Source organism: Streptomyces sp. NBC_00209, from assembly GCF_045206345.1.
Taxonomy (GTDB): domain Bacteria; phylum Actinomycetota; class Actinomycetes; order Streptomycetales; family Streptomycetaceae; genus Streptomyces.
In genome coordinates this window covers 288587-306117 of record NZ_CP108121.1, presented here as the reverse complement: position 1 = coordinate 306117, position 17531 = coordinate 288587, and the positions used below count along the sequence as shown (strand labels likewise).

16 protein-coding genes are annotated in these 17531 nt (G+C 72.5%); 10 read left to right on the top strand and 6 right to left on the bottom strand.

The annotated features are described in order from the left end of the window. Positions 1-6: 6 nt before the first annotated feature. Positions 7-750, bottom strand: coding sequence for a GntR family transcriptional regulator (locus OG867_RS01435; protein ID WP_328904535.1), 744 nt, complete (start codon positions 748-750; stop codon positions 7-9). A 173-nt stretch (positions 751-923) separates the two neighbouring features. On the opposite strand from OG867_RS01435, the gene OG867_RS01430 reads away from it, so the two are divergent. Then, a complete protein-coding gene (locus OG867_RS01430) occupies positions 924-1913 on the top strand; it encodes a Gfo/Idh/MocA family oxidoreductase (RefSeq protein WP_328903725.1) in 990 nt (329 codons plus the stop codon). Positions 1914-1995: 82 nt separating this feature from the next. Further along, complete coding sequence (locus OG867_RS01425; RefSeq protein WP_328903726.1) at positions 1996-3441, top strand: glyceraldehyde-3-phosphate dehydrogenase; 1446 nt, start codon at positions 1996-1998, stop codon at positions 3439-3441. Positions 3442-3498: 57 nt separating this feature from the next. Here the strand turns inward: OG867_RS01425 and fusA are convergent, their stop codons facing one another. The 3 genes from fusA to OG867_RS01410 all read right to left on the bottom strand — a co-directional run bounded on the left by fusA (position 3499) and on the right by OG867_RS01410 (position 7207). Then, the gene (gene fusA / locus OG867_RS01420; RefSeq protein WP_328903727.1) at positions 3499-5583 is read right to left on the bottom strand and encodes an elongation factor G; all 2085 of its coding nucleotides are present in this window, start codon (positions 5581-5583) and stop codon (positions 3499-3501) included. A 303-nt stretch (positions 5584-5886) separates the two neighbouring features. Continuing rightward, a complete protein-coding gene (locus tag OG867_RS01415; protein WP_328903728.1) occupies positions 5887-6186 on the bottom strand; it encodes a hypothetical protein in 300 nt (99 codons plus the stop codon). A gap of 103 nt (positions 6187-6289) precedes the next feature. Then, positions 6290-7207: a DUF2510 domain-containing protein gene (locus tag OG867_RS01410; protein WP_328903729.1), complete on the bottom strand. Its 918-nt coding sequence runs from the start codon at positions 7205-7207 to the stop codon at positions 6290-6292. A 176-nt stretch (positions 7208-7383) separates the two neighbouring features. On the opposite strand from OG867_RS01410, the gene OG867_RS01405 reads away from it, so the two are divergent. The 7 genes from OG867_RS01405 to OG867_RS01375 all read left to right on the top strand — a co-directional run bounded on the left by OG867_RS01405 (position 7384) and on the right by OG867_RS01375 (position 13522). Next, positions 7384-8124: a class I SAM-dependent methyltransferase gene (locus OG867_RS01405; RefSeq protein WP_406281790.1), complete on the top strand. Its 741-nt coding sequence runs from the start codon at positions 7384-7386 to the stop codon at positions 8122-8124. 32 nt (positions 8125-8156) lie between these two features. Then, positions 8157-8576 carry a DUF4440 domain-containing protein gene (locus tag OG867_RS01400; RefSeq protein WP_406281787.1) on the top strand — a complete coding sequence of 140 codons (420 nt, stop codon included), beginning with the start codon at positions 8157-8159 and terminating at the stop codon, positions 8574-8576. 9 nt (positions 8577-8585) lie between these two features. Then, the gene (locus OG867_RS01395; protein WP_406281784.1) at positions 8586-9629 is read left to right on the top strand and encodes a S66 peptidase family protein; all 1044 of its coding nucleotides are present in this window, start codon (positions 8586-8588) and stop codon (positions 9627-9629) included. A 79-nt stretch (positions 9630-9708) separates the two neighbouring features. Beyond that, positions 9709-10443, top strand: coding sequence for an FCD domain-containing protein (locus OG867_RS01390; protein WP_328903733.1), 735 nt, complete (start codon positions 9709-9711; stop codon positions 10441-10443). Positions 10444-10590: 147 nt separating this feature from the next. Next, positions 10591-11358 (top strand): (Fe-S)-binding protein, encoded by a 768-nt coding sequence (locus OG867_RS01385; RefSeq protein ID WP_328903734.1) that lies wholly within the window; start codon positions 10591-10593, stop codon positions 11356-11358. Continuing rightward, positions 11355-12893 (top strand): LutB/LldF family L-lactate oxidation iron-sulfur protein, encoded by a 1539-nt coding sequence (locus OG867_RS01380; protein WP_328903735.1) that lies wholly within the window; start codon positions 11355-11357, stop codon positions 12891-12893. The genes OG867_RS01385 and OG867_RS01380 overlap by 4 nt, the downstream gene beginning before the upstream one ends. Beyond that, entirely contained in the window at positions 12890-13522 is a 633-nt protein-coding gene (locus tag OG867_RS01375) for a lactate utilization protein C (RefSeq protein WP_406281779.1), read from the top strand. Before OG867_RS01380 ends, OG867_RS01375 begins: the two co-directional genes overlap by 4 nt. Positions 13523-13777: 255 nt before the next feature. On the opposite strand, the gene OG867_RS01370 is transcribed toward OG867_RS01375, so the two are convergent. Further along, positions 13778-14173 (bottom strand): hypothetical protein, encoded by a 396-nt coding sequence (locus OG867_RS01370; protein ID WP_406281776.1) that lies wholly within the window; start codon positions 14171-14173, stop codon positions 13778-13780. 79 nt (positions 14174-14252) lie between these two features. After that, positions 14253-14747: a DUF309 domain-containing protein gene (locus tag OG867_RS01365; RefSeq protein WP_328903737.1), complete on the bottom strand. Its 495-nt coding sequence runs from the start codon at positions 14745-14747 to the stop codon at positions 14253-14255. A 110-nt stretch (positions 14748-14857) separates the two neighbouring features. On the opposite strand from OG867_RS01365, the gene OG867_RS01360 reads away from it, so the two are divergent. Continuing rightward, the gene (locus tag OG867_RS01360; protein ID WP_406281773.1) at positions 14858-17491 is read left to right on the top strand and encodes an ATP-binding protein; all 2634 of its coding nucleotides are present in this window, start codon (positions 14858-14860) and stop codon (positions 17489-17491) included. Positions 17492-17531 lie beyond the last annotated feature (40 nt).

Sequence of the window (17531 nt, the reverse complement as noted above, 5' to 3'; positions counted from 1 at the left end):
AGCGCGTCAGGGCGCCGTCAGTGTCATCTCGAAGGAGTACCGGGACGCCCGGTACAGATGGCGGCCGTACTCCACCGGACGGCCCCCGTCGCCGAGCACCGTGCGTTCCACGGTGAGCAGGGTGCCGCCGCGGCCCTCCGCCAGCAGCCGGGCCTCGGCCGCCGTGGCCCGGCGGGCGCCGATGGTCTGCTCGGCGGAGCGCAGGGTGATGCCGGAGCGCCGGAGCAGCGCGTAGAGTCCGTGCGCGGCCAGGTCGTCCTCGGTGAGGTCCGCCATTCCCATCGGCAGGTGGTTCTCCAGGAGGGCCATCGGCTCGTCGTCCGCGTACCGGAGGCGGCGCAACTCGACCGTTTTCATGCCCGGTTCGAGCTGGAGGGCGGCGGCGATCCGGCCCTCGGCGGGGCGGACGCGCAACGACAGGACCTCGGTGCGCGGGCGGCGGTCCTCGCGCTGCAGGTCCTCGTACAGGCTGGTCAGTTCCACCTGTCGGCGGACCCGGCTGTTGACGACCTGGGTGCCCACCCCGCGCTTGCGGGACAGCAGCCCCTTGTTCACCAGGTGCTGCATGGCCTGACGCATCGTCGGGCGCGAGAGTCCGAACCGGTCCGCCAGTGCGATCTCGTTCTCCAGCCGGGCGCCGGGCGCCAACGTGCCCGATTCGATGAGGTGTTGGAGCTGCTGCGCGAACTGGAAGTACAGCGGCACCGGGCTGGACCGGTCGATGGTGATCAGCCTGGTGAGCGGTTCCATGCCGGGCTCCTCGGAACGTCGTGCCACGTACTCAGTATGCCGTAAGCCCGCGCCAGCTCAGTACGTATATATGTCAGTACAAATGCTTGACCCGATGCGATCGGCGACGATACAAAGACGAAGATCAGGAGCGTCGGCCAGCCGGCCCCCATCCGCCCCGGAGGCACCCGCGCATGCGCATCGGACTCATCGGAACGGGCCGCATCGGCGCGTTCCACGCCGCCACCCTCGCCGCCCTGCCCGCCGTCGACCGTCTCGTCCTGCACGACGCCGTCGAGCAGCAGGCCCGCGAGCTGGCCGGGAAGCTCGGCGCCGACTGGGCGGGCGACCTGGACGGGCTGCTCGGCTCCGGCCTGGACGGTGTCGTGATCGCCGCTCCCACCGCCGTGCACGACACGCTGATCCGCGCGGCCGTCGCCGCCGGGGTGCCCGTCTTCTGCGAGAAGCCGGTCGCCGCCGGCCTCGAAGCCACCCGCGCCCTGTTGGCCGGCACCGCCGGTTCCGGCGTGCCGCTCCAGGTCGGCTTCCAGCGCCGCTTCGACGCCGGTTACACCGCCCTGCGCGACGCGGCCGCCGCCGGGGAGCTGGGCTGGCTGCACACCGTACGGGCGTGCACCGCCGATCCGGCGCCCCCGCCGGCCGGATACCTGCCGCTGTCCGGCGGCATCTTCCGGGACTGCGCCGTGCACGACTTCGACAGCGTGCGCTGGGTCACCGGGCGCGAGGTCGTGGAGGTCAGCGCCATCGGGGCCAACCGGGGCGACGGCTCCTTCGCGGCGGCCGGTGACGTCGACACCGCCGTCACCGTCCTCACGCTGGACGACGGCACCCTCGTCAGCTGCACCGCCACCCGCTACAACGGCGCCGGATACGACGCGCGCATGGAGCTCGCCGGTTCGCGGGCCACGCTGGCCACCGGGTACGGCGACCGCGTGCCCCTGCGGACCACCACCGACGGGACGCCGTCCGGCACGGCCCCGTACGACGGTTTCCTCAGCCGCTTCCACGACGCGTACGTCGCCGAGATGGCGGCCTTCACCGAGGTCGCGGCGGGGCTGCGGCCCAGCCCCTGCACCGGGGCCGACGCCCTGGCGGCGCTGCTGATCGCGGAGGCCGCCGACCGCTCGCGGCGCACGGGGCGGCCGGTGCGCGTGGGGGAGTGAGGGCGGGGCGCCGGGCCGGGGTGAGGCGTCGAATGATCGTCTGGTTACCATATGAGCGCCGCCTAGCTCGAAAGATAAACCTGTGACTGTCAATGACGACGCGTTCACCAACTGGAAGAACCGCGAGGAAATCGCGGAATCGATGATTCCGATCATCGGGAAGCTGCACCGCGAGCGGGACGTCACCGTCCTCCTGCACAGCCGCTCGCTGGTGAACAAATCGGTGGTGAGCATCCTCAAGACCCACCGATTCGCCCGGCAGATCGACGGCGCGGAGCTCTCGGTCACCGAGACCCTGCCCTTTCTCCAGGCCCTCACCACCCTCGACCTGGGCCCTTCCCAGATCGACATCGGCATGCTCGCCGCCACCCACAAGGCCGACGACCGCGGCCTCAGCGCGGCGGAGTTCACCGCGGAGGCCGTCGCCGGCGCCACCGGGGACAACAAGATCGAGCGCCGCGAGGCGCGCGACGTCGTCCTCTACGGCTTCGGCCGCATCGGCCGCCTGCTCGCCCGGCTCCTCATCGAGAAGGCGGGCTCGGGCAACGGCCTGCGACTGCGCGCCATCGTGGTCCGCAAGGGAGCGGGCCAGGACATCGTCAAGCGCGCCTCGCTGCTGCGCCGCGACTCCATCCACGGCCAGTTCCAGGGCACGATCACCGTGGACGAGGCCAACAACCGGATCGTCGCCAACGGCAACGAGATCCAGGTCATCTACTCGGACGACCCGACCACCGTCGACTACACCGCCTACGGCATCGATGACGCCATCCTCATCGACAACACCGGCAAGTGGCGCGACCGTGAGGGCCTCTCCAAGCACCTGCGCCCGGGCATCGCCAAGGTCGTGCTGACCGCCCCCGGCAAGGGCGACGTCCTCAACGTCGTGCACGGCGTCAACCACGACATGATCAAGCCCGACGAGCAGATCATCTCCTGCGCCTCCTGCACCACCAACGCGATCGTGCCGCCGCTGAAGGCGATGGCCGACGAGTACGGCGTGCTGCGCGGACACGTGGAGACCATCCACTCGTTCACCAACGACCAGAACCTGCTGGACAACTACCACGGTTCCGACCGCCGCGGCCGCTCCGCGCCGCTCAACATGGTCATCACCGAGACGGGCGCCGCCTCCGCCGTCGCGAAGGCGCTGCCCGATCTGGAGGCGACGATCACGGGCAGCTCGATCCGCGTCCCGGTCCCGGACGTGTCGATCGCCATCCTCAGCCTGAAGCTGGGCCGCGAGACCACCCGCGCCGAGGTCCTCGACCACCTCCGTGAGGTGTCGCTGACCTCCCCGCTCAAGCGGCAGATCGACTTCACGACCGCCCCCGACGCGGTGTCGAGCGACTTCATCGGCTCGCGCCACGCCTCCATCGTGGACGCCGGCCCCACCCAGGTCGACGGCGACAACGCGATCCTCTACCTCTGGTACGACAACGAGTTCGGCTACTCGTGCCAGGTCATCCGGGTCGTGCAGTACGTCTCCGGCGTCGAGTACCCGACCTTCCCGGTCCCGGTCGCCTGACCCCGGCCCGTACGACGACAGGTCCCGCCCGCCACGACGGCGGGCGGGACCTTTCCGTCAGCCGGTCCCGGAGGCCGTGACGGCGGGCGCGGGCGCGTACCCCGTCGCCCGGGTGGTGAACGTGCCCCGGCCCTGCGTACGGCTGCGCAGCCGCGTCGCGTATCCGAACAGCTCGGCCAGCGGCACGGTCGCCGTGACCACCGCCGCCCCGCCCCGCGTGGTGGAGCCGGAGACCCGGCCGCGCCGGGCGGCCAGGTCGCCGAGCACCCCGCCGACCGCGTCACCGGGCACGGTGACCGTCACCTCGACCACCGGTTCCAGCAGCACCATCGCGCTCGCCCGCAGGGCCTCCCGCAGCGCGAACCGCCCCGCCGTGCGGAACGCCATCTCCGAGGAGTCCTTGGGATGCGTCGCGCCATCGGTCAGCGTCACCCGCACCCCGGTCACCGGGTGCCCGCCGAGCGGCCCCTCGGCCAGCGCGTCCCGGCAGCCCGCCTCGACCGCCCGCACATACTCCTGCGGCACCCGGCCACCGACGACGGCCGAACCGAACGCGAACTCCGCCGCCTCCTCGCCGCCGGTGGCTTCCAGCGGTTCGACGTCGATGACGACGTGCGCGAACTGCCCGGCCCCGCCGTCCTGTTTGACGTGCCGGTAGACCAGCCCGGACACCCCGCGCACCAGCGTCTCCCGGTGCGCGACCTGCGGCCGGCCGACCCGGACGTCCAGACCGTGGTCGCGGCGGACCTTCTCCGCGGCCACCTCCAGATGCAGTTCGCCCATACCCGAGAGAACGGTCTGACCGGTCTCGGGGTCCGTCCGCACCACGAGGGACGGGTCCTCCTCGGCCAGCCGGACCAGCGCGGCCATCAGCCGCTCCGTGTCCGTGCTCCGCCGCGCCTCCACCGCCACGGACACGACCGGGTCGGCAACCGTCGGCGGTTCCAGGACCAGCGGGGCGCCCGGCGCGCACAGCGTGGCACCGGGGCGGACGGCCTTCGGTCCGATGACCGCGACGATGTCCCCGGCGACCGCCGCGTCCACGTCCACATGCCGGTCCGCCTGGACCCGCAGGATGCGCCCGACGCGCTCACCGCGCCGGGTGGTCGCGTCCAGCACCGTCTCCCCCTTCCGGATCGTTCCCGAGTACACGCGCAGATACGTCAGCCGACCCGTCGCGGTCGCGTTCACCTTGAACGCCAGCCCGGCGAAAGGCCCTTGAGGATCGGCGGACCGCTCCTGCACCGCCCCGTCGAGCATGCCCCGTACCGGCGGCACATCAAGAGGGGAGGGCAGATACGCGACGACCGCCTCCAGCAACGGTTCGACACCCCGGTTCCGGTACGCCGAACCGCACAGCACCACGACCCCCTCACCGGTCCGCGTCAGGTCCCGCAGCGCCCCGGTCAGCGTCCGCGCCGACAGCTCGGAGCGTACGCAGAACTCCTCCAGGGCCGCCGGATGCAGCTCCGCCACCGCCTCCTCCAGGAGCCGCCGGCGCCGGGCCGCCTCCTCGCGCAGCCCGTCGGGCACCGCGCCCTCCTCGTACGCCTCGGCGCCGTCGGCCCACACCAGGGCGCGCATGCGCACCAGGTCGACCACCCCGCGGAAGGCGTCCTCCGCCCCGATGGGCAGCTGCACCACGAGCGGGACGGTGTGCAGCCGGTCCCGGATCGAGCCGACCGCCGTGTCCAGGTCCGCGCCCGCCCGGTCCAGCTTGTTGACGAAGGCGATGCGCGGGACGGAGTGCCGGTCCGCCTGGTGCCACACCGACTCGCTCTGCGGCTCCACCCCGGCCACCGCGTCGAACACCGCGATCGCGCCGTCGAGCACCCGCAGCGCACGCTCGACCTCGTCGGCGAAGTCGACGTGCCCCGGGGTGTCGATGAGGTTGATCCGGTGACCGTCCCAGGTGCAGCTGACGGCCGCGGCGAAGATGGTGATCCCCCGGTCGCGCTCCTGGGAGTCGAAGTCCGTGATGGTCGTACCGTCATGGACCTCACCGCGCTTGTGGGTGGTGCCGGTGGTGTAGAGGATCCGTTCGGTCACGGTGGTCTTGCCGGCGTCGACATGGGCGAGGATGCCCAGGTTGCGGACGGTGGTGAGAGCGGTGACGGGAGAACGGTGCTGGTGGGTACGCACGGCCGGTGGCCTTTCGGGATGATCCGGAAGAAGACGGCGCGATACCCCCGGACAAAACGGCCCGGATGCGGGACTGCGGGCCCCACTCGACATGACTACATGTCAGAAAAGGTGCGGGGTCCGGGTGTTCGTCACGGGGTCCGGGGCCGGCCGCGCAGCCGGCTCCGGGCGGCGCGAGACACCAGGATCACCTCGAACCGCGACGGGGGGACGACGGCGGCGGTGCGGTAACGCACGGCGGTCTCCCCTCAACGGTCACGGCGGACGCGCCGGCGGACGGCCGGCGCGCGGTGTGGAGCGAGTCTAGGGAAGGCGGGGCGCGCGGGGGAACCGGTTTTTCGGCCGGGTGCCTCCCGGACCTGGGGGCCGGCAGGCGCTCCGGCACCGGCGCAGCGCGCTCCGGCCGCAGCCGCGCCACTCGGCGGGCGACGGGCCCACGCCCCGGCCACCCCGGGTGATCAGGGCGTTCACCGGTGTGTGCGGGTCCAGGGCCATCGTGCGCGCGAGCAGCACACCGATCACGAGCGGGGCGAGCGAGAGGGCCAGGGAGGTGCCGGCGCTGGTGACGTGCCGCACGCGGAGGCGCTTCGGGTCGTGAGCCATGACCCCATTTCAGCGGCGGCGTCCCGGCCCGGGATCGGGGAACGTACTCAGACCGCACGGCCCGGATACTCAACCGGACCGTGCGGCGCGCCCCGCCGGACTTTCAGGCGGTGGTGCCGGAGCCCCCGCCCGACGCCGCCTTGATGCCCTTCGTCATCGTGTCCAGGACGGACAGCGAAGGCGCCTTGCTGTTGATGTCGAAGCCGGAGCGGATCACCACCAGCATGTCCTTGGCCAGCGGGGACGGGAAGGCCAGCGACTCGACGTAGCCGTCGTCGCCGTTCTTCGTCACCACCTTCCAGCGCACCCGGTAGCCGTGCTGCCCGGCCACCGTGACCGCCTCGGACTTCAGCTCCTCGTGCGAGGTGATGCCGCCGTAGATCTTCTCGCCGTAGGACTCGTTGGCGTTGGTCTCGATGTCCTTCTCGGCGGTGGCCTTCGCCGTCTTGGTGGTCAGCTTCAGCGCCTCGGCGGGGGCGGAGAACACCCCGCCGCGCACGCACTTCTCGGCGGTGTCACCGGGGCAGGCGTAGGTCCCGGTGGTCACCCCGGCGCCCATGCCCGACTGGCCCTTCCAGCCGTCGGGGACCGGAATGCTGATGCCGCTGGCCAGGTCCGTCGCGTAACCGTCCTCGATCGGCGGCTGACCCTGCTCCGGCGACTGGTTGTCGCCGCCACCGGTGCCACCGTCGCCGCGCTCGTCACCACCGCTACCGCCCGGACCGCCGCCGCGCTGCCGGTCGGGTCCGGGGGAGGGGGAGTCGGACGGGGCGGTGGCGGCGGTGTCGCTCTTGCCGTCCGAGTCGTCCGTCAGCAGATAGACACCGCCCCCGATGGCGGCCAGCACCACCACAGCGGCGGTGATGCCGGCCCCGATGCGTATGCGCCTGCTGCGGACGGCCGCCGGCGGTACGCGCAGATGGTCGGTCCACTGGGTGCCGTCCCACCAGCGCTCGTGGCGGGGGCCAAATCCTGAATACCCGGGGTCTGGATGCCAGCCGGGAGGGCTCGTCTGGGTCACGCCCGACACGGTAACCGGACTGCCTGAGAATCCTATGAACCGGGTGGGGTGAACCCGGCCGGCCCACCGTCCGCAGCTGCCGGCTTCCTTGGTCTAGACATGTGGAGGGGGTGTCGCTAACATCCGCCGACGAGGCGCGGTGGACCCGCCCGACCGCGCCCGGAAGTGAGGGCACCATGGAAGCGACCGCCCCCGACCGTCGTTTCGCCGAGGACTACCGCCTCGCCCGGGAGATACCGCGCGACGGGCTGACCGCTTGGCGCGCGGCAGTCGCCGCCGAGGTGGAGCTCGCGCCGGGCGCCACCGTCCTGGACGTGGGCGCGGGCACCGGCTCCTTCGCCTCCGCTTTCGCCGACTGGTTCGGCGCCCGGGTCCTGGCCGTGGAACCGGCCGCCGCCATGCGGGCGCTGATCCCCCGGAACGAGCTGGTCGAGGCGCTGGACGGGCGGGCCGAGGCGCTGCCGGTGCCGGACGGCTGCGCGGACGCGGCCTGGCTGGGCTCGGTCGTCCACCACGTCGGCGATCTGCCCGCCGCCGCCCGGGAGTTGCGCAGGGCGCTGAAGCCCGGCGCCCCCGTGCTCATCCGCAACTCGTTCCCGGGCCGGTGCGCACGGGACCTGCGGGTCCGCTTCTTCCCCGGCGCCGAACGCATCGTGGACGGCTACCCCACGGTGGAGCAGACGTGCGCCGCGTTCGCCGGGGCCGGCTTCACCCGCGTCGCCCTGCACGCGGTGCCGCAGGAGAGCGCGCCGAGCCTCGCCGTGTTCGCCGACCGGATCAGGCGGGACACCGACGCGAAGCTGCGCGGCCTCGGCGACGACGAGTTCGAGCGCGGGATGCACCGGCTGCGTACGGCGGCGGAGCAGGAGCCCGACCGGCCCGCCGTGAGCTGGATGGACCTGCTGGTCCTGGCCTGACCGCGCGCCCCGCCGACGTAAGGTCGGTCCGTATGAAGCTCAGCGACGAGGAAGGGCGGGCCGTACGGGCCGCCATGGCGGGCGAACTGCGGCTGCTCGATCCGGCGGTACGGGCGTCGCCCGAGGCGGTGACGGAACTGCTCGACCCGGACTTCGCCGAATTCGGCGCCTCCGGACGACGCTACGACCGCGCCTCCGTCCTCGTCGTCACCTCCGCCGTCGAGGACGACGATCCCGGCCCGGACGTCTCCGAGCTGCGCGGCACCCTGCTCGCCCCGGACCTGGTCCATCTGACGTACGTCACCGAGCGCAACGGCCTGTTGTTCAGGCGTAGTTCGCTGTGGCGCAGGACCGGTGAGCGGTGGCGGCTGTACTTCCACCAGGGCACCCCGGCCGGTCCCGCGCGGGCCACGGGCGCAAATCCGGCGGACCCCCCCGGTGGCACTGCGTAGGCTCCCCCGATGACACCTTCCCGCTACCCGTCCAAGCCGGGGCCCGGCGACCGCGTCGCCGTGCTCTCACCGTCCTCCGGCCTGCCCGGAATCCTGCCGCTTCCCTACGAGTTGGGCCTGCGCAGGCTCCGCGAGGACTTCGGCCTGGAGCCGGTGGAGTATTCCTGCACCCGGAAGATGGGCTCCACCCCGCGGGAGCGCGCCGCCGACCTCCACGCGGCGTTCGCCGACCCGGAGATCAAGGCCGTCATCGCCTGCATCGGCGGCGACGACCAGATCACCGTGCTGCCCCACCTGGACCGCGCACTGCTGCGCGCCAACCCCAAGCCGTTCTTCGGCTACAGCGACAACACCAATCTCCTGGTCTTCCTCGACAACCTCGGCATCGTCGGCTATCACGGCGGCTCGGTCATGGTCGAGTTCGGGCGGCCCGGCGCGCTGCACCCGCAGACGGCCGAGTCCCTCCGGGCCGCGCTCTTCACCCACGGCGCGTACGAACTGACGCCGGCGAAGGAGAGCGGCAGTACCAACCGGGACTGGAAGGACCCGCACACCTTCGAGCGGGAGCCCGACCTGCTCCCCGCCGACGGCTGGATCTGGCACAACCCGGGCCGGGTGGTCGAGGGGAGGAGCTGGGGCGGCAATGTGGAGATCCTGGCCTGGATGCTGATGGCCGACCGGGAGATCCTGCCCCCGGAGGCTTACGAGGGCCGGGTGCTGTTCCTCGAAACCTCCGAGGAACTGCCGAGCGCCGACGAGGTGTACCGCATCCTGCGCAACATGGGGGAGCGGGGCCTGCTGCGGCGCTTCCCCGCCCTGCTGATGGCGCGCGCCAAGAACTGGTCCTTCGACCGGCCGCTCGACGCGGACGCCGGTGCGGTGTACCGCCGGGAGCAGCGGGAGGCGGTGCTGCGCGCCCTCGCGGAGTACGCCCCCGACACCCTGGCCGTCTTCGACGTCGACTGCGGTCACACGGACCCGCAGGTGATCATCCCGTTCGGCGGCAGGATCCGGGTGGACGGCGTGGCCCGGCGCATCGTCGTGACGTACTGAGGGCGACCTCCGGCCTGTGGTCCGACCACACACCATGTGTGACATAGTTCGATGTTCCGACCGGAACAGAGGATGGTCCATGCCCGTCGACTGGGAGCCCGTACGGCAGTCGCGCACACACGAGCTGGTGCTCCAGAGCATCGAGCAGCGGGTGTTCGCCGGCGATCTCAAGGCCGGTGACCGCCTGCCGCCGGAACGGGAACTCGCCCCCGTCCTCGGCGTGAGCCGGTCGGCGCTCCGCGAGGCGCTGCGGGTGCTGGAGACCATCGGTGTGCTGGTCGCCCAGCCGGGCCGGGGGCCGGATGCGGGCGCCCGCATCGTCCGCAATCCCGACGACGCGCTCGGGCGGCTGCTCCGGCTGCACTTCGCCCTCGGCAGCTACAGCCTGGGGGACATGCTGGAGGCCCGTGTCGTGCTGGAGCGGTCGAGCTTCGAGGCAGCCGCCCGCCATGCCGTTCCGGCCGATCTGGACGAGGCCGGGGAACTGGTCGTACGCATGGGGGCGCCGGATGTCGGGGTGCCCGAGTTCAACGACCTGGACACCCGGTTCCACGTGCGGATCGCCCGGAGCTCCGGCAACGCGCTGACCTCGACGCTCACCTCCGCCGTCCGCGAGTCCGTCCGGCCGCTCATCCTGCGTGCGCTGGAGGCGGAGCCCGACTGGCCGGCCACCGCCGCCGCGCTCAACGCGGACCACATCGAGCTGCTGCGACTGGTCCGCGCGGGCGACGGCGCGCGGGCCGCGGACCTGGTCGAGACCCACATCAGGGGGCTGCACGGGACCCTCGTGGACGACCCGGTCACCGACGCCTGACCCGTACGCCGACGAGCCGCCGCGCCGACACCTCTCAGGGGTCCGCGCGGCGGCTCTTTCGCGTGCGCACGGAGGCTTTCAGGCTTGAGCGTAGTATGGTCGGACCATAAGCGGCGCCCGCCCCCCAGAGCCTTGATCGGGAGACCCATGCGTATCGGACTCTTCGCCACCTGTCTGGGAGACACCCTCTTTCCCGAGGCGGTGAAATCCACCGCGGTGCTGCTGGCCCGCCTGGGCCACGAGGTGGTGTTCCCGCCGGGCCAGACCTGCTGCGGCCAGATGCACGTCAACACGGGCTACCAGCGCGAGCCCGTCCCGCTGGTCCGCAACTTCGCCGCCCAGTTCGGCGACGCCTCCATCGACGCCGTCGTCATGCCGTCGGGCTCCTGCGCCGGATCGGTCCGCCACCAGCACGAGATCGTCGCCGAGCGGTACGGGGACGCGGCGCTGCGCGCGGGTGTCGCCACCGTCAAGGCGAAGACGTACGAGCTGTCAGAACTCCTGGTGGACGTGCTGGGTGTGACCGATGTCGGCGCGTACTTCCCGCACCGGGTCACGTACCACCCCACCTGCCACTCGCTGCGCATGCTCAGGGTCGGCGACAAGCCACTGCGGCTGCTGCGCGCCGTCGACGCGATCGACCTGGTCGAGCTGGGCGAGGCCGACTCCTGCTGCGGGTTCGGCGGCACCTTCGCCGTGAAGAACGCCGACACCTCGACCGCGATGCTCCAGGACAAGATGCGCAACGTCACCGCCACCGGAGCCGACGTGTGCACCGCCGGTGACTCCTCCTGCCTGATGCACATCGGCGGCGGGCTCTCCCGTATCAAGGCCGGAACGAAGACCCTGCACCTCGCCCAGATCCTGTCCTCCACCCGCACCTCGCCGCACGTCCTGACGGAGGCCGCCCGATGAGCGCGACGTTTCTCGGCATGCCCGCGACCCCGCCCCGTTCCCCTTACGGCACGGGTAACCTGCGCGGCGACCGCACGTTCCCCGCCGCCGCCCACGACGAGCTGGGCAACGAACAGCTGCGCCGCAACCTCGGCCGCGCCACCCACACCATCCGCGCCAAACGCCTCCACGTCACCGGCGAACTGCCCGACTGGGAGGAGCTGCGCGACGCCGGGGCGGCCATCAAGACCGACACCATGAACCGGCTCCCCGAACTGCTGGAGGAGCTGGAACGCAACGTCACCGCACGCGGCGGCACCGTCCACTGGGCGCGCGACGGCGTCGAGGCCAACGAGATCGTCGCCCGGCTGGTCCAGGAGACGGGCAGCGACGAGGTCATCAAGGTCAAGTCGATGGCCACCCAGGAGATCGGCCTCAACGAACACCTCGCATCCCTCGGCATCACCGCGCACGAGACCGACCTCGCCGAACTCATCGTCCAGCTCGCCCACGACAAGCCCTCCCACATCCTCGTCCCCGCCATCCACCGCAACCGGGACGAGATCCGGCAGATCTTCCTCAAGGAGATCCCCGGCGTCGACCCGGCCCTGGACAACGTCCCCGCCCATCTGGCCGCCGCCGCCCGCGCCCATCTGCGCGAGAAGTTCATGACCACCAGGGTGGCCGTCTCCGGGGCCAACTTCGGGATCGCCGAGACCGGCACCCTCTCCGTCGTGGAGTCCGAGGGCAACGGCCGCATGTGCCTGACCCTCCCCGACACGCTGATCACCGTCATGGGCATCGAGAAGGTCCTCCCGCGCTACCAGGACCTGGAGGTCTTCCTCCAGCTCCTGCCGCGCTCCTCCACGGGGGAGCGGATGAACCCGTACACCTCGATGTGGACCGGCGTCACCCCCGGCGACGGACCGCAGACCTTCCACCTGGTCCTCCTCGACAACGGTCGGACCGCCGCCCTCGCGGACCGTATCGGCCGCGAGGCGCTGAACTGCATCCGCTGCTCGGCCTGCCTCAACGTCTGCCCGGTGTACGAACGGGCCGGCGGGCACGCCTACGGCTCGACCTACCCCGGGCCGATCGGGGCCGTCCTCACTCCGCAGCTCGCCGGGATGCACGCCGCCAAGGACGACCCCAACAGCTCGCTGCCGTACGCCTCCAGCCTCTGCGGAGCCTGCTTCGACGCCTGCCCCGTCAAGATCGACATCCCCTCGCTGCTGGTCGAACTCCGCCACCAGCACACCGAGCAGTCCGGCACCACGGCCGAGAAGCTCGCCATGAAGGCGGCGGGCGCGGTGATGGGCCGGCCCAAGGTGTACACCGCCGCGCAGAAGGCGGCGCGGCTCGGCCGGGTCCTGGCCCGGGACGGGAAGCTCCCGGCGCTGCCGCCCCCGCTCAACGGCTGGAGCGACAGCCGCGACACCCCCGCCCCGCCGAAGCAGACCTTCCGCGCCTGGCTGGCCTCGGCCGAGGGCACGGCCGCCCTGCGCGAGGCGGCTGCCGAACACACCCGCAACCAGCAGCAGGAGGACGGCGCATGACGACCGCCCGTGACACCGTGCTCGGCCGCGTCCGGGACGCGCTCGCCCTCGCGCCCGCCGGGGAGACCCCCGTCCCGCGCGGCTACCGCACCGGACGCACCCTTCCCGACGGGGAACGCCTCGCCCTCTTCACCGACCGGCTGGCCGACTACAAGGCGCGGGTATACGCGTGCACCGCCGACCGGACCGCAGAGGTGATCGCCGAAGTGCTGCGGGAGCGGGGAGCCGCGCGCATCGGTGTGCCCCCGGGGCTCGACACCGGGTGGCTGGCCGCGTACGACGGCGAGGTCCAGCAGGACTCCGCCGACATCCCGGCACCGCGCCTGGACGCCCTCGACGGTGTCGTCACCGGGTCCGCCGTCAGCTGCGCAGAGACCGGCACCATCTTCCTGGACGGCTCGCCCGACCAGGGGCGACGGGCGCTGTCCCTCGTGCCCGACCTCCATGTGTGCGTGGTCGACCTGTCGACCGTGGAGGTGGGTGTGCCGGAGGCGGTGGCCCGGCTGGTGCCGGAGCGTCCCACCACACTGATCAGCGGGCCCTCGGCCACCTCCGACATCGAACTGGAGCGGGTCGAGGGCGTCCACGGCCCGCGCACCCTCGCGGTCGTCATCCGCACGGACGCGTAGGAACGCGCCTGTTCGCGCGCGTTCCCGTACGCCGACGGCGTGCCGTACGAGCGCCGCGCGACGAACCACCACACCGTGGCCAGGAGCAGCACCGTCACGATCGCCACCCACACCACCGCGATCCAGCCGACCGGCTTCGACGCAGCGCGTTGTTCTGCGTACCCACGTAGTCCTGGATGGCGAAGGTGAGCCCGGCGCGTCGACCCGCAGGGCGGCACGGTGCACCTCCGGATCGGCTGAGCGGGCGGCGGCCGCTCAGGGAATCAGCAGCCAGTCCGCGCCGATCGCGGCGACCAGCCCGACGGCCAGCAGCCAACTTCCGAGCCGGGTACGCCCGTTCCGGCTCAGCTCGATCACGATCCCGCAGAGGATCAGCGCCAGCCCGTACACCCCGACCACCAGCACGGAGGCGCGGCTCGCGAGCCGCAGCCCGAGCACCACCGCCATCGCCGCCATCCCGACCGAGGAGAGCACGATGCGCAGCCGTCTCGCCTGGCGCGGGGTCAGCCGGCGCTCGCCGGTGTCCTCACCCTCCGCGAGGCCGTCCGCGAGGTCGTCCGTGACGTCCTCGGCCGGGTCCTCGGAGGTGGTTTCGGGGGTGTCCTCGCCTATCGGGGCGTCCACGGCTCGGTCCTGGTCAGAAGTGCTCATGACGCGGGATCGTAATGGTTCCACCCCGGCCTGTTCGCCGTTGTCAAGCAACACCGTCGAAACCAGGCCGAGTTGTGCTTCACGGTTGGCCCGCCCGCAGCCTCGGTGCCTCCTCCGCCGCATCCACCGGCCCCGCGCCCGTACGCTCCACCCGCGCCGCCAGCTCCCGCGCCCAGCCGCCGAGCTCCCCGAGCCCCATCCCGTGCGCCTCACCCCTCCCGTACGCCTCCAGCGCCGCGGCGCCGCGCCGCAGCAGCCGTGCCCCGCCGGTCGCGTTGCCCCGGGCGGTATGGGTCAGGCCCACGGCCAGCTGGGCGAGCCCGCGCCACAACTCCCGCTCCGTCTCCGGGCCCGACTTCCACGCGTCCTCGAAGACCTCGTGCGCGTGGAACGGCATGCCCGCGTCCAGCAGCCGCTGCGCCTCCCGGACGGTCTCACCGGCGGTGCGTTCGACACCCTCCGGCTGGCGTTCCACCCCCGGCGTCCCGTACGGCAGCGGGCGTCCCAGCCCGTCACGGGGGCGCGCGTTATGCGCCCGTCCCTCGGAATCCCGGTCCCTGCGTGTCTCGTTCACGCCCCCGATTGTGCCCCGCACCTGCGGCGAACTGTCCGAACCACTGTCCGTGGGACCCCGCGCGCGACTAGGCTCGACCACCATGGTCACCACTTTGGGGGAGGGTAGGCATGAAGCCGTCCCGGCCGCTTTATGAGCGCGAACCGGAACTCGCCACTGCCGCACAAGCCATCGACTCGCTCTGCGGGGCACAGGCCACCGGCGGGCTGCTGATCTACAGCGGCGAGGCAGGCATCGGCAAGACCGCACTCCTGGACGAGATCCGGGCCATGGCGGCGGACCGGTGCACCATCTGGTCGGCACGCGGCGGTGAGACGGTCACCTCGGTGCCGTTCCACGTCGTACGGCAGCTGCTCCAGCCGGCCCTGGGCCAGTTCCCGCCCGACGACGTACGGGCCCTGTTCGGTCCCTGGTTCGACAGCGCCGCTCCGGCCCTGGGGCTCGCCGAGCCCTCCGGCCCGCAGCCCGATCCGCAGGGTGTGCGCGACGGCCTCGACTACGTCGTGAAGCGGCTCGCCTCCCGGCTCAGTCACCGCCCGCTGCTCCTCATCATCGACGACGCCCACTGGGCGGACGGCGAATCGCTGGCCTGGCTCTCCTCGTTCACCGCCCGCCTCGGCGACCTGCGCGTGCTCGTCGTCCAGGCCCACCGCCCCGAGGAGCTGGCCGCCCGCGAGGCCGCGCGCAACGCGGCCGACGGCCACCCCGCGCAGATCCGCGTCGCCCTGCGCGCCCTCACCCCGGACGCCACCGCCGAACTGGTCCGCGCCACCCTCGGCGAGCACGCCGACGACCCGTTCTGCCGCGAGGTCTGGGCCGTCACCGGCGGCAATCCGTACGAGGCGGTCGAGCTCGTCGCCAAGGTCCAGGACAAGGAGCTGGCCCCGCTGGAGGAGTCCGCCGGGCTCCTGCGCGAACTCGGCGCCTCCGCCCGGGGCAGCGGCCTCGTCGCCCGCCTCGAACGGCTCGGCACCAACGCCAACCGGTTCGCCTGGGCGGCCGCCGTCCTCGGCACCGACATCTCCCAGGATGTCGCCGCGTCCCTGGCCGGGATGAGCTCCGCCGAGGCCGCGGACTGCACGGCCCGGCTGCGCGAGGCCCGTATCGTCACCGGCTTCGACCCGCTGGAGTTCGTGCACCCGCTGATCGCCTCGGCCGTCTACCGCTCCATCCCGCCCGCCACCCGCACCGCGATGCACGGCAGGGCCGCCTGGGCCATCACCAACGCCGGGCTCGGCCCCGCCGCGGCCTCCCGCCACCTGCTCGAAGTCCACCCGGACGACGACCAGGAACTCGTCGCACAGCTGCGGGCCGCCGCGAATCAGCACCTCGCCGTCGGCGCCCCCGAGGCCGCCCGGCGCTGCCTGGAACGCGCACTCGAAGAGCCGCCGCGCCACGACGTACGCGCCACCCTGCTGTACGAGCTGGGCTGCGCGACGCTGCTCAGCTCCCCGGCCACCACCGTGCAGCACCTGCGCGCCGCCCTGGACATGCCGGGCCTCGTGGACGAGCTGCGGGTGGACGCCACGTTCCGGCTCGCCGCCGCGCTGTCCCACAACAACCAGCTCAAGGAGGCGGCCCTGGCCCTCGCGGCCGAGGCCGAACGCACGGCGCCCGGACCCGGCCTGATGCGGCTCCAGGCCGCCCACTTCCTCTGGGAGGGCATGCAGGCCACCGAGGAGGACGGCCCCGGCCGCTCGCGCCGGCTCGCCGCCAACGCCGACCACCTCAAGGGCCGGGACAACGCCGAACGCGCCCTGCTCACGCTCCGTGCCTTCGACGCCATGCTGCGCGGCGAGAACGCCGAGGTCATCGTCGACTTCTGCGAGCGTGCCCTCGTGAACGGCCACCCCGCACGCGGACTCGGCTGGACCGATTCCGAGTGGGGCTTCGAGCTCCCCGCCATGGTCGGGATCACCTACGCCTTCACGGACCGGCTCGACCGCGCCGAGGAGCTGTTCGGCGAGGCGGTCCGGGCCTTCGAGATCTCCGGCTGGAGTGGCGCCCACCTGGCGTTCGCGCACACCCTGCTCGGCCTGGTCCACCGCCGCCGGGGCCGCCTCGCCGAGGCGGAGGGCTTCCTGCGCGAGGGACTGCGCCTCGCGGACCGCGTCGGCAGCGGGCTCCCCGTCCACTGGGACGCGGCCTGCCTGCTCATCGACACCCTGCTCGCCCGCGGCCGGGTCCCCGAGGCCCGCAAGGTCGCCGACCAGTACGACTTCGGTCTGCCGTACCCGAGCGCCATGGTGCTGCCGGACGCGCCGTGCGTCCGGGGCCGCCTGCTGCTGGCCGAAGGCCGTACGAAGGAAGCGGTGACCGAGCTGGAGGCGGCCGGGCGCGCACTGGAACCGCGCGGCAGGTTCAACGGCATCTGGGGCCCCTGGGCCGGCGACCTGGCCCGCGCCCTTGCCGACGAGGACCCCGGCCGCGCCGCCCAGCTCGCCAACACGGCCCGGGTCCACGCGGAGCGGTTCGGCACGGAGAGCGCCATCGGCGAGGCCCTGCGCTGCGTGGCCCTGTTCGCGCGCCCGGAGGAGTCCGTCCACCTCCTCGGCGAGGCGGTCCGCCATCTGGAGGCGTCACCCTCCGGTTACGAGTTCGCCCAGGCACTGGTCGACTACGGCATCGCCACCCGCTCGCCCCGCGAACTGGCCCGCGCCCACAAACTGGCCACCGCCTGCGGCGCGGAAGGACTGGCCGCCCGCGCCCAGCAGGCACGCGCGTCGATCCGGTCCACGGAGTGAGGTAATGTTTTCCCTGCAGCCACCACCCGGCCGGACCGGG